Annotated in this window: 15 protein-coding genes and 1 tRNA gene; 14 read left to right on the top strand and 2 right to left on the bottom strand. The window is 52.3% G+C overall.

What is annotated here, in order from left to right:
- Positions 1–121 precede the first annotated feature (121 nt).
- The 11 genes from AC1931_RS11610 to AC1931_RS11560 all read left to right on the top strand — a co-directional run bounded on the left by AC1931_RS11610 (position 122) and on the right by AC1931_RS11560 (position 11,937).
- On the top strand, positions 122–1,168 hold the full coding sequence (locus AC1931_RS11610; protein WP_483877432.1) for a TRAP transporter substrate-binding protein: 1,047 nt from the start codon (positions 122–124) through the stop codon (positions 1,166–1,168).
- Between the two features lie 71 nt (positions 1,169–1,239).
- Positions 1,240–1,926, top strand: coding sequence for a VOC family protein (locus tag AC1931_RS11605; protein WP_483877431.1), 687 nt, complete (start codon positions 1,240–1,242; stop codon positions 1,924–1,926).
- Positions 1,927–2,261: 335 nt separating this feature from the next.
- Positions 2,262–3,911 (top strand): L-glutamate gamma-semialdehyde dehydrogenase, encoded by a 1,650-nt coding sequence (pruA, locus tag AC1931_RS11600; protein ID WP_483877430.1) that lies wholly within the window; start codon positions 2,262–2,264, stop codon positions 3,909–3,911.
- 98 nt (positions 3,912–4,009) lie between these two features.
- Entirely contained in the window at positions 4,010–4,918 is a 909-nt protein-coding gene (locus AC1931_RS11595) for a proline dehydrogenase family protein (protein WP_483877429.1), read from the top strand.
- 135 nt (positions 4,919–5,053) lie between these two features.
- Complete coding sequence (locus AC1931_RS11590; protein WP_483877428.1) at positions 5,054–6,184, top strand: branched-chain amino acid ABC transporter substrate-binding protein; 1,131 nt, start codon at positions 5,054–5,056, stop codon at positions 6,182–6,184.
- Positions 6,185–6,340: 156 nt separating this feature from the next.
- Positions 6,341–7,237, top strand: a complete 897-nt coding sequence (locus AC1931_RS11585; RefSeq protein WP_483877427.1) for a branched-chain amino acid ABC transporter permease — start codon at positions 6,341–6,343, stop codon at positions 7,235–7,237.
- Positions 7,237–8,193 carry a branched-chain amino acid ABC transporter permease gene (locus AC1931_RS11580; protein WP_483877426.1) on the top strand — a complete coding sequence of 319 codons (957 nt, stop codon included), beginning with the start codon at positions 7,237–7,239 and terminating at the stop codon, positions 8,191–8,193. Before AC1931_RS11585 ends, AC1931_RS11580 begins: the two co-directional genes overlap by 1 nt.
- On the top strand, positions 8,183–8,962 hold the full coding sequence (locus tag AC1931_RS11575; RefSeq protein ID WP_483877425.1) for an ABC transporter ATP-binding protein: 780 nt from the start codon (positions 8,183–8,185) through the stop codon (positions 8,960–8,962). Before AC1931_RS11580 ends, AC1931_RS11575 begins: the two co-directional genes overlap by 11 nt.
- A 7-nt stretch (positions 8,963–8,969) precedes the next feature.
- Positions 8,970–9,677 (top strand): ABC transporter ATP-binding protein, encoded by a 708-nt coding sequence (locus AC1931_RS11570; protein WP_483877448.1) that lies wholly within the window; start codon positions 8,970–8,972, stop codon positions 9,675–9,677.
- A 41-nt stretch (positions 9,678–9,718) separates the two neighbouring features.
- On the top strand, positions 9,719–10,528 hold the full coding sequence (locus tag AC1931_RS11565) for a universal stress protein (protein ID WP_483877424.1): 810 nt from the start codon (positions 9,719–9,721) through the stop codon (positions 10,526–10,528).
- Positions 10,495–11,937, top strand: coding sequence for a sigma-54 interaction domain-containing protein (locus tag AC1931_RS11560; protein ID WP_483877423.1), 1,443 nt, complete (start codon positions 10,495–10,497; stop codon positions 11,935–11,937). The genes AC1931_RS11565 and AC1931_RS11560 overlap by 34 nt, the downstream gene beginning before the upstream one ends.
- 8 nt (positions 11,938–11,945) lie before the next feature.
- Here the strand turns inward: AC1931_RS11560 and AC1931_RS11555 are convergent, their stop codons facing one another.
- Positions 11,946–12,791 carry a DNA ligase gene (locus AC1931_RS11555; protein ID WP_483877422.1) on the bottom strand — a complete coding sequence of 282 codons (846 nt, stop codon included), beginning with the start codon at positions 12,789–12,791 and terminating at the stop codon, positions 11,946–11,948.
- A gap of 120 nt (positions 12,792–12,911) precedes the next feature.
- On the opposite strand from AC1931_RS11555, the gene AC1931_RS11550 reads away from it, so the two are divergent.
- The gene (locus AC1931_RS11550) at positions 12,912–13,214 is read left to right on the top strand and encodes an MGMT family protein (protein ID WP_483877421.1); all 303 of its coding nucleotides are present in this window, start codon (positions 12,912–12,914) and stop codon (positions 13,212–13,214) included.
- Between the two features lie 44 nt (positions 13,215–13,258).
- Here the strand turns inward: AC1931_RS11550 and AC1931_RS11545 are convergent, their stop codons facing one another.
- Entirely contained in the window at positions 13,259–14,167 is a 909-nt protein-coding gene (locus AC1931_RS11545; protein ID WP_483877420.1) for a YitT family protein, read from the bottom strand.
- Positions 14,168–14,502: 335 nt separating this feature from the next.
- Between AC1931_RS11545 and AC1931_RS11540 the strand changes: the two genes are divergently transcribed.
- A tRNA-Glu gene (locus tag AC1931_RS11540) sits at positions 14,503–14,580 on the top strand.
- 91 nt (positions 14,581–14,671) lie between these two features.
- On the top strand, positions 14,672–15,130 hold the full coding sequence (gene rnhA / locus AC1931_RS11535) for a ribonuclease HI (protein WP_483877419.1): 459 nt from the start codon (positions 14,672–14,674) through the stop codon (positions 15,128–15,130).
- Positions 15,131–15,141 lie beyond the last annotated feature (11 nt).

The following is a 15,141-nucleotide window of genomic DNA, read 5'->3' as shown; positions in this document are numbered from 1 at the left end:
ACCTGGAAGGGAGGGATGCAAATAAGGTTGGATTGTTCGGGAAATATCCATCTGTGTGATGACTCAAAGTAGCGCAGGAGCGTAAACAAAGAAGAAAACTTTATTGGAAAGGAATGATGCAATGAAAAAAATGCTTGTAATCTTAATGTCGGTATTTTTTTTGGTAACGGGTGCGCAAACGGTTTTTGCTGCGAAAGTTAACTGGAGGCTCGTTACCCACGCCATGCCCGGGACCGAACAGCAGCGCATTGCTGAGGTGTTCGCAGAAACAGTAAAAACCCTTTCCGGTGGTGAGTTTGTTATTTCCGTATATCCCGCCGGAGTTCTCTTCCCGGTGTTTGAGACCTTTGATAATATCCAGAATGGTCTGGTTAATGCTGGAATGGTATACAGTGCTTACTGGCCTGGAAAAGATCCCCTGTTTAGTTTTACCACCCAGCCCGGATCTCCTCTAAGTACTTACGCAGAGGGGGCCTACCTGGTGGAAAAGCTCGAGCCCTGGTTTGAAAAGCTTTATGCCAAACATCGCATGACCTATCTGGGGCATGCAATGGTCAGCCCTCTTTATGAGCAACTGATGTCTGTCGTTCCCATTGATTCTATCGATAAGATTAAAGGGTTGCGGATTCGTTCTTCCGGTATTGGTGGTCAGTACTATCGCGCTTTGGGAGCGACAACCGTGTCCCTGTCCGCGCCGGATATTTACACCGCTCTGCAAACGAAGAGTATCGAGGCCGCGGAATGGACCTTCTGGGATGAAAACATGCGGATGGGTTTTCATGAAGTGGCCACCCATGTCCTGGATCCCGCCTTGCAGAATGGCACCTGCGAATATTTTCCGCTGGTCGTGAATACCCGAAACTGGAACGCCCTCTCCCAGGAACACAAAGATATCGTTATCGCCGCGCGTGATCGTATCCGCTATCTTTCAGCGATGGTTTATAACAGCGAAATCATTGCCCGCGAAAAATGGAAAGCGCTGCCCGGCATAACGGTAACCACGTGGAGCGATAAGGATCTTGCAACGGCCCGCGCAGCTGGTCACAAAGTGGTTTATGAAGAAGCGCAGAAATCCGACGCCGGCAAAGAGTTTCTGGACATTTATCGCAATACCCTGTGGGAGCTTGGGTATCAAGATGATGCCAAAGAACTGGGTTACAATAACTAGTCTGAAGGACGCTGCCTGAACCGATACAGGGCCGCCTATTTTGGCGGCCCTGCTTTTTTGTGGAGGTTTTTATGTTGACATGTGCGCTTGATCATCTGGTAGTAACCGCTCCGTCGCTGGTTGCCGGTTCGGCTTTTATCAGGGAGGTCCTTGGCGCTGATATGCAGCCCGGCGGCAAACACCCGCGCATGGGAACCCACAACCTGTTGTTGAGCCTGGGGCCATCGCTCTATCTGGAGGTTATCGCTATCGATCCGTCTGCTCCCGGGCCGGGTCGCCCTCGCTGGTTCGGGATGGATTGTCAGCCTGTCGACGCTCATCCGGCCTTTTCGACCTGGGTGGCACGGACGACCGATATCCGGGCCGCTACCGCTTCCTGCCCGGAGTTGCTGGGAGAGGTTATGGCGATGGAGCGGGGAGATCTGCAGTGGCTGATCACTGTTCCGGCAGACGGCCTGCCGCCTTTGAATGGAGCCGCACCGGCACTTATTGAGTGGCCGGTCGACGTGCATCCGGCCGCAAGATTGGAGGATCGAGGTCTGCGGTTATTGTCCCTGGAAATTTCATCTCCCGATCCGCTGCGCATTCAGGGTCTGTTATCGGCATTGAACTTCAGCGGGCCGGTAAAAGTCATTGCTTGCGGGGCTGCTGCCGGTACTGGCTTGTGCGCCACCATTGATACCCCCCAGGGCGTTCGGCGGTTGTCTGTCCCGAATTTTGCCGCTTCTGCTGAAGATCTTCAAGAAACCGGAAGATAGTTTGGATCCCGTGGCGAACGATGGTTGCTGCGGAGATTCTTTTTTTGATTTAATCACCGATGAATTGGTATGCAGAATTGCATACCAATCTCCCCTGCAGGTTTTCGTTTCGCGCCCTTAGGTTAAGATTGCTCCCGGGTCGAATCTTTTTTTAAGAACATTAACTCCCTGTATTTCAATAGTTATTCACCTTCTTTGGGAGCATGTGTAATTGTTTCCAGTCGCGGCTGGCACTGTCCTTGCTCATTAAAGAGCGAGACTTTAAGCTGATCTGCGGCCTAAGTGAGTCGCCACAAAACTTTTAACCCGTCCACCCTAATAAGGAGAGGAGAATCATGAATCTTCTGAACAACGCTGTACTGTCCGTTCCGTATCCCCACAATGAACCTGTACTGAGTTATGCTCCCGGCACGCCTGAGCGCAGCAAGATCAAGGAGACACTGGCTGATCTGAAATCCAAACAGGTGGAAGTTCCGCTGATTATTGGTGGCAAGGAGGTGCGTACCGGTGATCTCGCAAAAATTGCCTGTCCCCATGACCATTCGGTGACCCTCGGCCAGTATCACAAGGCCGGTCCCAAAGAGACCCAGATGGCTATCGATGCGGCAATGGCCGCCAAGCCCGCGTGGGAAGCCCTGCGCTGGGAAGAGCGGGCGGCAATTTTTCTCAAAGCGGCGGAACTGCTGGCCGGCCCCTATCGTTTTCTGGTCAACGCTGCAACCATGCTCAACATCAGTAAGAGCCCTTACCAGGCCGAGATCGATTCAGCCTGTGAGCTGATCGACTTTTTGCGCTTTAATGTTTACTTCGCCCAGCAGGTCTATGCCGAACAGCCTCTGCACTCACCATCACCGATCTGGAACTATGTTCAGCACCGTCCTCTTGAAGGATTTGTGTTTGCCATTGCCCCGTTTAACTTTACCGCGATTGCCGGTAATCTGCCGACATCGCCGGCAATTATGGGCAATACGGTGGTGTGGAAACCTGCTTCATCAGCGGTCTACGCTCCTTATTATTTTATGAAACTGCTGCAGGAAGCCGGTCTGCCTGACGGCGTGATCAACTTTATTCCCGGTTCCGGCGCCAATGTCGGTGATACCTGTCTGAACAGTCCGGATTTTGCCGGTATCCATTTTACCGGAAGCACCGGCGTGTTCCAGGGGATGTGGAAGCAGATCGGTAGCAACATTGCTGACAATCGTTACAAGAGTTATCCGCGAATTGTTGGTGAAACCGGCGGTAAGGACTTTATCTTTGCTCACAGCTCGGCTGACGTTCCGGCGTTGGCAACCGCTATTGTGCGCGGCGCTTTCGAATACCAGGGTCAGAAGTGCTCTGCGGCCTCCCGTGCCTATATCCCCGAGTCATTATGGGAGCCGGTAATGAGCGAGCTCACAGCGCAGTGCAGTCGCATTAAAATGGGTGACGTTACCGATTTCAGCACCTTCTTTAATGCTGTCATTGATCGTAACGCGTTCAAGTCGATTACCGCTTATATCGATTATGCCAAAGAGTCGGCGGATGCCGAGATTGTGATCGGTGGCAACTATGACGACAGTAAGGGCTTCTTTATTGAACCGACGGTCATCGTGACCACTGACCCGCATTTCAAAACCATGGAAGAAGAGATCTTCGGACCGGTCATGACCCTTTATCGTTATGCCGATGCTGACCTTGATGCCGCCCTTGAGTTATGCGACACAACCTCTCCTTACAGTCTTACCGGGGCAGTGTTCGCCCAGGATCGTACAGCCGTCAGCAAGGTGATGAAGAGACTGGAAAATGCCTCGGGTAACTTTTATATCAATGACAAGCCGACTGGGGCGGTTGTCGGCCAGCAACCCTTTGGCGGCGCCCGCGCCTCCGGCACCAACGATAAGGCCGGCAGTAAGCAGAACCTGATGCGCTGGGTATCGGTCCGGGCGATCAAAGAGAACTTTGTGCCGCCGCGCAGTTTTGAATATCCCTACATGTCAGCTGAGTAACCGGCCCCTGGATTTTAAAAAGGTGAAGGGAGCCTATCCGGCAAACGGGGTAGGCTCTCTTCAAACTACCCCACTTTTGCAGCGATCAGGAACCTTCTATGTCACTATTTAATTATGCTGTTGCCAAAACGATCATGCATGTCCCCAAGCCGATTGTCAGTTATTTTGCGAAGGGTTACATTGCCGGTTCGACCTTGTCGGATGCGGTTCAGGTAACAAAAAATCTGAACCAGCAGGGGATGATGACGACCATCGATATTCTTGGTGAGTTTATCACCCGGTTTGATCAGGCGATAGAATTCAAAAATCAGGCCCTGGAGATACTCAGGACCATCGACCGGGAAAAGCTTAACGGCAACCTGTCTATCAAGCCGACCCAGATGGGGTTGCTGCTTGATCCGGAGCGTTGCTTTGAATTGATTCACGAACTGGTCAGCGAAGCAAAAAAACTTGGCAGCTTTGTACGTATTGATATGGAAGATATCGGTACCACCGATGCGACCCTGGAGATGTTTGATAAGCTGCGGCTGGAATTTCCCGGGCATGTGGGAACGGTGCTCCAGTCCTACCTGCGCCGTACCCCTCAGGATATTGCTGATCTAGCTGACGGTTATCAGAATTACCGCCTCTGTAAGGGGATTTATGTCGAACCACGGATTCATGCGTGGAAGAACCCCCAGGCTATCAATGGTAACTTTACCAACTGTCTCCGGCAAATGCTGGAACAGGGAGCTTATGCAGCGATAGCTACACACGATGAATTTCTGGTGTTTGAGGCGATGCACCTGGTGCGCAAAATGAATCTGAAGCCGGATCAATACGAGTTTCAGATGTTGCTCGGGGTCGATGAGGAATTGCGTGAAATCATTCTGGCCGCTGGCCACCGTTTGCGGATTTATGTTCCCTACGGGCGCGATTGGCTACCCTATTCCCGGCGGCGGCTTAAAGAAAATCCAGCGATTGCCCAGCATGCGCTGAAACAAATGTTCGGTATAAACAAGCACTGAGATCGTGATTCTGTGCTATTCTAATGTTCCATCGTTGGTTGCTGCAGACAAGTTTGGATCAACAGTACCGGTAAGCGGGTCTGGACATGCTTGCAGCGCAGTTGCAGGTAAACAATTTTTTATCAGGAGGATCAGATGAAAAGAACGCTTAAGACATTGTTTGTGGTCTGTGTTGCCGTCGTGATGACGGCAACACTGGCCAGTGCCGAAACCCTCAAGGTCGGGGTGCAGGCACCGATTACCGGCAGTTATGCCAATGAAGGTCAGGGGATCGATAACGGGGTTCGTCTTCTCGCCAGCCAGATCAATGCTGCCGGCGGTGTAATGGGACGACAGATCGAAGTAGTTACCTGTGATGATCAGGGGACGGCGATGGCCGCCGCTATTTGTGCAAAAGATCTGGTCAACAAAGGGGTAGTGATGGTTATCGGCTCCTATACCTCAACCGCCGCCGAAGCGGCTCAAAAAACCTATTTTGATGCCGGTGTATTACAGACCTCGGACGGGACCGCTGACAATCTGACGGAAAAGGGCTACTGGACCTTCCTGCGCAATTCCTTTCCGAACAGTGCCGAAGCGGAATTTGCCGCCGACTATATGGTCAATGTCAAAAAATATCAGCGTATTGTCGTTCTGTCGGACTTCTCCACTTATGCTGACGGTTTGGCCAACGCAACCGAGGCCGCCATCAAAAAACATGGTGGCAATGTGGTCTCCCGCGACAAAATCAAAGCCGATTCACAAAACTTCACCCCGATTCTGACCAACATTAAATCCAAAAACCCTGACGTTATTTTCTTTGCCGGGTACTATTCTGATGGCGGCCAGCTGCGTGCGCAACAGAAGGCATTGGGAATTAACGCCGATTTCATTGGCGGCGACGCTAATGACAATCCTGATTTCGTTAAGCTGGCCGGTTCTGCCGCGCAAGGGGCATACATTGTCAATGTTCCTTCACCGGACGTTCTGCCTTACCCAATCGCCAAGAGCTTCATTTCTGACTATCAGACCCGCTATGGTGAAATGCCGCCGTCGATCTGGGGACTGATGAATATCGATGGCATGCGCGCCATTATCCATGCCATGGAACAGAACAATAGCTTCGACACCAAAAAAGCAGCTGATTACCTCCACAATATGGCAGAGCCTCTGCCCGGTATTACCGGCCCGATCGCTTTTGCTAAAGACGGTAACCGCAAAGGTGGTGCTTACGTCGTCAAGAAAATCCAGGCTGATGGCAGCTATTCTCACGAGTATGTTCAATAAGAAGGTCTGACCTATGGGGGGAGGCACTGCGGCTCCCCCCTTTCTTTTGACAGTTTTTATTCATGACATGCCACTGCTTCCTAGATCTAAGGGAAGGACTGCAGCCTTCCCTTAGATCTGATAAGCAACTTGTTTACCAACCCCGGAGAAGGTTTTATGGACATTTTCCTGCAACAGCTCGCTAACGGTTTGACTATCGGCAGCATGTTCGCGCTGGTTGCCCTCGGCTATACCATGGTTTACGGCGTCATGCGGCTGATCAACTTTGCCCATGGCGATATGGTTGCTGCTTCGGCGTTTGTCGGCCTGACTATTTACACCCAGGTGATGGGGCAAGCTACGTCTTTGTTTTCGGTCATTGTTATCTTTCTACTGACCGCAAGTGTGATGGCCTGTGTCGGGATTCTCCTTGAACGTCTTGCCTATCGGCCTCTACGCGATGCGCCGCGTCTTTCAGCTGTTGTGTCGGCGCTGGGAGCTTCGCTGGTAATACAGAATGGCATCATGTTGATCTGGGGTCCGCGAATGAAAATATTTCCGGAACTGGTGCCGCAAGTTTACTGGGATTTCGGTGGGGTCGTGATCAGCTTGATTCAGGTCATTATTCTGGCCTTGTCGCTGGTTCTCATGGTGGGTCTTTACCTGTTTATTGAAAAAACGCGCATGGGCGCAGCGGTGCGGGCATCATCTATTGACCAGGACGCGGCGCGCCTGATGGGGATCAACGTTAACAATGTTATTGCGCTGATCTTTATTATCGGCTCATCCCTGGGTGCGGTTGGTGGCCTCTTTATTGGCATGTACTACCGTGGCATCACTTTTAATATGGGCTGGCAGTATGGGCTTTATGCTTTTATTGCCGCAATTCTGGGCGGAATCGGTAATATTCCCGGCGCCATGCTCGGAGGTATGCTGCTCGGTTTGTTTAATGCTTTTATTGCCGGTTATGTCTCCAGCACCTGGGCAGATGCGTTCACCTTCATTCTGTTAATTCTTATTTTGATTGTCCGCCCGACGGGTATTCTCGGCGAGCGGGTTGCGGAGAAAGTCTGATGAAAGAGCTAAAGAGATTCAGCTACCCGATCTTCTTCGTCGTTATGGCTGTTATACCGCACCTGCTTAACCCTCGCTGGCAAGCAGTATCGATTACCTTTCTGATTTTTGCCGTGGTGGCTCTTTCGCAGGATATTATTCTTGGAAAGAGCGGCATGTTCAACATGGGACAGGCCCTTTTTTTCGGCATGGGTGCCTATACCACGGCGATTCTCAACAGCCATTTCGGCTGGCCGGTTATTGCCACCATTCCGCTGGCGATCCTGATTCCGGCGCTGTTCGGTATTGTGCTGGCCGGTCCCATTGTTCACTTGCGCGGTGATTATCTGCTGGTCGTGACCATCGGTTTCAACATTGTTTTTGTCCAGGTTCTGCAGAACAACCTGGGCGGCTTAACCGGCGGCCCGAACGGGATTTTTGGTCTGGGTTCACTGAGTATCTTCGGTCTGGATCTGACCAGTCAGGTTGCCGTTTATTATTTCGCTTTTATCGTATTGTTACTGACGCTTTGGATCATGCGCAATCTGGAAAAAAGCAAAGCCGGTCGAGCTTTGCATTATCTGCGCGAGGATCAGCTGGCCGCCGAAAGCATTGGCATTAACACCCGCAGTTATAAGATTTTCGCATTTGGACTCGGGGCCGGCATCGCCGGCCTGGCTGGAACCGTCTTTGCTGTGCAATATTCGGCTGTCAGCCCGGAAGCGTTTGAATTCATCCAGTCGGTGTTGTTTTTCAGTATCGTTCTGGTTGGTGGATCTTCGGTTCCAGGGATTCTTCTCGGGGTATTTGTGATGTTTGTGCTGCCGGAAATTTTCCGCGAATTTGCCACCTGGCGTTATTTTATCTTCGGTTTTGCCATGATCCTCTCGATGATTCTGCGGCCCCGCGGAATCTGGCCGGCAACCTTTGGAAAAATCCCAAAATTTTTGATCAAGGAATCGAAACATGGCGCATAACGAGCTGATTCTTACAAACGTAACCAAGCGTTTTGGTGGTTTGACCGCTGTTGATGCGTTGACGATGACGGTTGAGCCGGGACAGATTTATGGTGTTATCGGCCCCAATGGAGCTGGCAAAACAACGGTTTTTAACTGTATTACCGGCATCTATAAATCAGAAGAGGGGTCGGTTAACTGGCGCGGTGAGGAAATCCGTGGCTTGACGCCCTACCAGATTGTTGATCGGGGGATTGTCCGCACCTTTCAGACCATTCGGTTGTTCAGTCAGATGTCGGTGGCTGAAAATATCATGAGTGGTCGCCATATCAAGAGTACCCAGAAGTGGTGGCACGGGATTGTGCCGACACCCGGCTCACGGCGCGATGAAAAGAACAACTGGCTTAAGGTCGGAGAGCTCCTTGAGTTCTTTAATCTGGAAGAATTTGCTGCCATTCCAACGGCGTCTTTACCTTATGGCCATCAGCGTCGGGTGGAGATGGCCCGCGCGATGGCGGTTGAGCCGACACTGCTGATTCTGGATGAACCGGCCGCCGGGTTGAATGACAAGGAAACCAGTGAGTTGCTGGAAATCATCTTTAAAATACGGGAACAGGGGGTGACTGTCCTGCTGATTGAGCATGACATGGATCTGGTAATGAAGGTGACTGATTATCTGACGGTGCTGAATTTCGGAAAGAAAATTGCTGAGGGCACACCCGATGAAATTCAGAAAAATCCCCTGGTTATTGAAGCTTATCTGGGAAGTGAGGACGATGACGATGAGTAGCGATGTGCTGTTCACAATCGAGAATCTGGAAGTCTCCTATGGCAGTATTGCCGCACTCAAGGGGATTTCGTTGCAGGTGCACAAAGGTGAAATCGTCACTATTCTTGGGGCCAACGGCGCCGGTAAAACGACAACCATGCGCACCATCAGTCAATTGCTTAAGGCCAAGTCTGGTTCAATTCGTTTCAAGGGGCAGGAGCTGACAAAAATACCGGCGCATAAAATTGTTAAACTCGGGATCAGTCACTCACCTGAGGGGCGTCGCGTTTTTGGCGTATTAACGGTCGAAGAGAATCTGCTGTTGGGGGCATATACCCAGAGTAAGGTCAATGCCAAAACGCTGCGCTGGATTTATGAGATGTTTCCCCGTCTTGAAGAGCGCCGCAAGCAGTTAGCCGGAACCTTGTCAGGCGGTGAACAGCAGATGCTTGCTATCGGTCGGTCCTTGATGTGTGATCCGGAAATGTTGCTGCTGGATGAGCCCTCATTAGGAATCGCCCCGATTCTGGTCAAGGCAATCTTCGAACAGATAAAGGAAATCTCGCGCCAGGGAGTGACGGTCCTGCTGGTTGAACAGAATGCCAAGGCAGCGCTGAGACTTGCTGATCGCGGTTATGTTCTTGATGTCGGGCGGATCGCCCTGGAAGGAACTTCCGCGGAACTGCTGGCCTCCGATAAAGTTCAAGAAGCTTATCTGGGGAAAAAACACGAATGAACACTACCACCGGGTGGCGGTTCTGACCAAGGAGCAACATAATGAATTTAAAGGATATTCTTGTCCATATTGATGATCGGCCGACCTGCTCCTCGCGGGTTGAGGCCGCGGTGCAGCTGGCCCGTCATCAGGGTTCTTATCTGACGGGGATCTATATTATTTCACAGCTGTATTTCCCCCATCATCGCTCCGAATTAGTTGCCCGGGCCGAAACTGCGCGCAAGAAGTTTGAAGAGCAGGCAGCAAAATTCGATGTCCCTACCGAGTGGATTCTGGTCGATTGTCAGACCAGTCGTATTGATCTGATTAATGCCCTGAACCTCCATGCTCACTATAATGATCTACTGGTGATCAGCCAGACTGATACCTCGGCCCAGGAGCAGGGAATTCCTGACAACCTTCCTGAAAGGGCGATCCTTGGCAGCGGTCGTCCGGTGCTGATAGTTCCTTACGCCGGGCGCTACAAACACGATTACAAGCAGATTCTCATGGCTTGGCGTGGCGGACCTGAATCCTGCCGGGCACTGCACGACTCCATGCCGATTCTGCGCCACGCGGATCATGTCCGGGTGGTGACGGTTCACGGCCCGGGAGGGGATGAAGCCTACCATGCTCACAAGGCTGATATCAGTCAGCATATGACTCGTTACCAGCTGCCCCTTTCTTGCGAAAAGCGAGTCAGCGGCGATTTGAGTATTGGTGATCTGCTGTTGAACATGGCTGCTGATTGTGGCGCTGATCTGCTGGTGATGGGGGCAACCTCGCAGACGCGCCGTGGTCAGCAGACTCTGGGCGAGACCGGACGTCACCTGCTTAAATGTATGACGTTGCCGGTACTGATGTCTCATTAATGCCTGATCGCCCTTTGCAGGAGCTGACCAGTGAGCTCGATGCGATCATCGACTCCTCCTCCGATGGTCTGTTTGTCTGTGATGCCGGCGGGCGAATCTTGCGTGTTAACCCGGCTTCGGCACGCATCAATAATGCCACCCCCGAGCAGCTTGAGGGGCGCGATTATCTCGATGTTGCCAATGAAGGGCTGGTATTGCTTCCTTCCGCCGCCCTGGAAGCCATCAAAGCCAGAGCCCAGGTCAGTCTGCTGCAGGAGAGCCGTACCGGCCGCAAGCTGATTTCCACCGCTACACCGGTCTTTGATGATCAGCAACAACTGATTCGGGTGGTCGTCAGTGAACGGGATATCACTGAGATCGAACGGCTCAAACGGGAATTAGAAGATCAGCAGGAGATGGGGATTCAATTTCGCCGGCAGCTATCCCAGTTGCAGCGCGAGCAATTGCGCGGCCGCGATATTATCGCCGAAAGTCCGCTGATGGCAGCGACCCTTAAACAGGCCCGGCGGTTAAGTCAGGTTGATTCAACGGTGCTGCTGTTGGGTGAATCGGGGGTTGGTAAGGGGTTGATTGCCGATCTGATCCACGTCGGGTCCCATCGCGCCCAGCAGCCAATGATCAAACTCAATTGCGGCGCTATCCCGGAATCCCTGATTGAAGCAGAGCTGTTCGGCTATGAGCGTGGGGCCTTTACCGGCGCGGTTGCCAATAAACCGGGGCAGCTGGAGTTGGCTGACAAGGGAACGGTTTTTCTCGATGAAATTGCTGATTTGCCATTGTCTGCCCAGGTAAAATTACTGCGTTTTATGGAAGATGGCCGGTTAACCCGTCTCGGCGCCACCAAAGAGCGACAGATTGATGTGCGGATGATTGCGGCAACCAACTGTGATTTGAAGCAACGGGTCGAAAACGGACGGTTCCGGGAAGATCTTTATTATCGTCTCAGCGTGATCCCCGTACATATTCCCGCCCTGCGCCAGCGTCGGGAGTGCGTGGTGCCGTTGTTGAGAGCTTATCTCCAGTATTTTGCCGAGCGTGACGGCGTTCGCCGCCAGTTGACCCCCGCTGCCCTTGATCTGCTCTGCGATTATTCGTGGCCGGGAAATGTGCGCGAGCTGATGAATCTGTGTGAACGCCTGGTGGTGATGTCCGATGCGCCACTGATTGATGTCAATCACCTGCCGGCGACGGTTTTATCGAGTGGCGCGAGCGGAAGGGAGATATCCACCCGGTGGCCGCCGCCAATGACCATGGCGCAGATTCTGACAAGTGTCGAGCGGGAGGTCCTTTATCTCGCTCATAAGCGCTACGGCAGACAGTGTCTGATTGCCGAAAAACTGGGAATGAGTCAACCCACGGTAGCACGCAAATTGCGCCAATACGGGATCGGCAGGTTCAGCAGCGAATAATGCCGGCATCACAGCCCATGGTCGCTGCGTACGCGCAAATAAGATGGAAACTTTGGAATCCCGGAGGGGTAGTTACCGTAATATCGATAGCTGATCACCGCGCCGATGTCCGGAGGGTTGTCACGCTCTGCGTCAGAGAGACCGGTGCCGATTCGAAATGTCGTTCCCTTATCATTCTGTACCAGTAAGGCCCCCAGTCGCCCGCTGTTGCGGCCCTGTCCCGGCAGATGAGCAATCACTGTCGCTTCGGCGTCACTGAAGTTTTTCACCTTGAGGATTTGGGAGCGACGACCCGACTGGTAGTTGGCTTCGGGATCACGGACAATCAACCCTTCGCCGCCCGCAGAAGCGATTCGGTCCAGTTCGCCAAGAAGCTGTTCGTGGTCCTCGACAGGTATCTGCTCAATCACAAAAGCATAAGGGCAAGGGTGCTGTTCAAACCAGTCGATGGCTGTCAGAAGCCGTTGACGGAACGGCCCAGGTGCCTGTGGTACATCGAAAATCGCGAATTTCAGTTGTTGCCATCCGCGGTGGGGTTGTTGCCGCATGACGATGGAGCTGGTCTGTTCAAATGTCCCTCGACCGCCCCAGAGTTCACCCTCCAGTGAAAAGGGTGGCAGTCCGGCGGTAAATTCCGGTGGTGCAGCAAGGCGGCTCCCATTTTTACTGTACAGCTGTGAGCCGTCCCAGTAACCGCGGATACCGTCGAGTTTTTCACTCATCCACCAGCCATCGACGATTGCATCCGGCGAATAGGTTTGCGGCAGCATCGGTTCGAATGCTGTCGCAGGAGTGAAGATAAAGAGCAGCAGAGACAGACACAGCACAGCTGTGGACCTGATGATTTTTGACATGTTTCCCCTCCATGTTTTAAAAAAACGACACAAATGATCAGACGGATCTGATAATTATCTAAACAACAAATATTCCTACAGGTACAGCTATCGGTCCTGTTCGGCCGATCGGGTTCAGTTATGAGTGATGTCTCTTTGTATCAGCGGATTTATGCACTGGTAAAGCAGATTCCACCGGGTCAGGTGGTCAGTTATGGTTATCTTGCTGGTGTGGCCGGAACCTCCCCGCGGGTGATTGGTTTTGCCCTGGCGGCCTTGACCGAACAGAGTGATGTGCCCTGGCAACGGGTCATCAACAGTCAGGGCAGGATCAGCGCCAGGAAGGACAGCGACCGGGCAACGCTGCAACGGGTGTTGCTGGCAGCAGAAGGGATTTGCTTTGATTCCTCCGGCAGGGTCTTGCCAATCCATCTGTTGGACTAGGGATGCTGACGCAGTCTGATAGAGATAGCTTGTCAAAATGAGGTTCAGCCGATTGAGCTGATCTTGAAGCGTCCGGCAATGCCATCGACCTCGTTGTGATAGAGGAACGATTCCGGGTCTTTGTCACGGACGTGACGCAGCAATAAAGGTAGCTCCTCCTGGGTGACAAGCAGCGAAAGAACCTCGCGCGGGCTGTTTGAATAGCCCCCGACGCCTGTTTGTTTGGTATAGGTTCGCTCCGGAAGGATGGTTCGAACAACCCGGTCTGTTCTGCTGGCATCCGTTGTAATGATGGTGACCAGAGAAAACTTGAATTTACGAAAGAAGGTATTCAAGGTTTCGGCGCTGGCGAAAATATAGATGGCGGTATACATCAAGGTGTTGACCACCGTTGAAATATCGCCGGTTTTCATGAATTCGAGAGAAAGGCCGTAAACCGTTGACACCCCGGCAGCAACAATAGCGACGCTGCCAACGGGCTTGCGTAACCGCTCAGCGACATAGGCGCCGATGATGTCTTCATCGCCGGTTGACCCTCGATTCCAGAGGGCCAGGGCCTTGGCCAGTCCACCGATGATGCCACCAAAAAGAACCAGAACCATGCGTTCATTTTCTGATTCGGGGGCGGCAAAGTGAAGATCCGGCAAGAGCGGAATCAGCACTAGCACCGTTGCGACCGTCAGGGTCGAACGGAAGGCAAAGCGACGACTGACCTTGAGGTAACCAAAGATGATCAACGCCGTCTGGAATATTGCATAAAGAATCAGGAACAGCAGGGTCGAATCAAAATAATAGGCGGTAGCAGCGGCGATTCCTTCCGTTCCGGTCAGGATGACTTTTGCCGGAAATACGAAATAGCGCAACGAGATGGTATAGAGAATGCCTGCCAGAACCGCCAGCACCAACGGCATGATCTGGTCGCGGAAAAATATTTTAATAGCTGTTCTTTTCATGGTTCCCTTTTCTGTGGTGTTTTGTACGTTATGCTGTGAACAGCCGGATTTTTGATCGTGCCGATGGGGTAAAATCTCTGTGATTCTACCATAGTGCCAGCTTGAATGGCAGGGTTTCGGTCTGCCGGTATCCGGTTTTTGAGACGCTTACTGCTCTTTATGAACACAATTCGGGTGGAGGTGCCCGGGGCGAACTCAGACCGGTAACCACGCCAGCAGGCAGCGCTGCCAATCCCGATCATTTTTTCGCCGCAGTGACTTTTCACTTGCAACTTTTTTTTGGTTCGGGTATCTAGTTGGCCTCGGGCGCAGCAGCTACACATATTTAAGTCTACGTCCCTATCGTCTAGCCTGGCCCAGGACACCGCCCTTTCACGGCGGCGACGGGGGTTCGAATCCCCCTGGGGACGCCAATTAAAAGAAAAAACCCCATTGCGCAAGCAGTGGGGTTTTTTCTTTATCAGCTTATTGGTATAAATACCGTCAGCAAATAAGGATAGCGCCTTGACTGATCAGCGAACACAATTTGTAGAAATTTTTTCCGATGGCGCCTGTTCCGGTAACCCCGGTCCCGGTGGCTATGGAACCATTTTGCGGTGCGGCAATCATGAGAAAGAATTGTCGGGCTTTGCTGAACTGACCACTAATAACCGTATGGAGCTGCTCGGGGCTATCGCTGGGCTTGAGGCCTTGAAGCGACCGTGCCGTATCCGTCTGACCACCGATTCCCAGTATCTGATCAAAGGGGTGACTGAATGGTCTGCCGGTTGGTGCCGTAATGGTTGGCGCAACTCCAGGAAAGAAGAGGTGGCTAATCGCGACCTGTGGGAGCGCCTGCTTGAACTGGTTAAAATGCACGAAATTGATTGGGTCTGGGTCAAAGGGCACGATGGTCACGAGGAAAATGAGCGCTGCGATGAATTGGCCCGGCGCGAGATTTTAAAAGTGGCAGGTGGCCTGTGATGAGGGGCAGC

Source organism: Pelovirga sp. C15f, from assembly GCF_057178085.1.
Note: the sequence above shows the minus strand (reverse complement) of the source record. Positions and strands in the feature narration are given on the sequence as shown.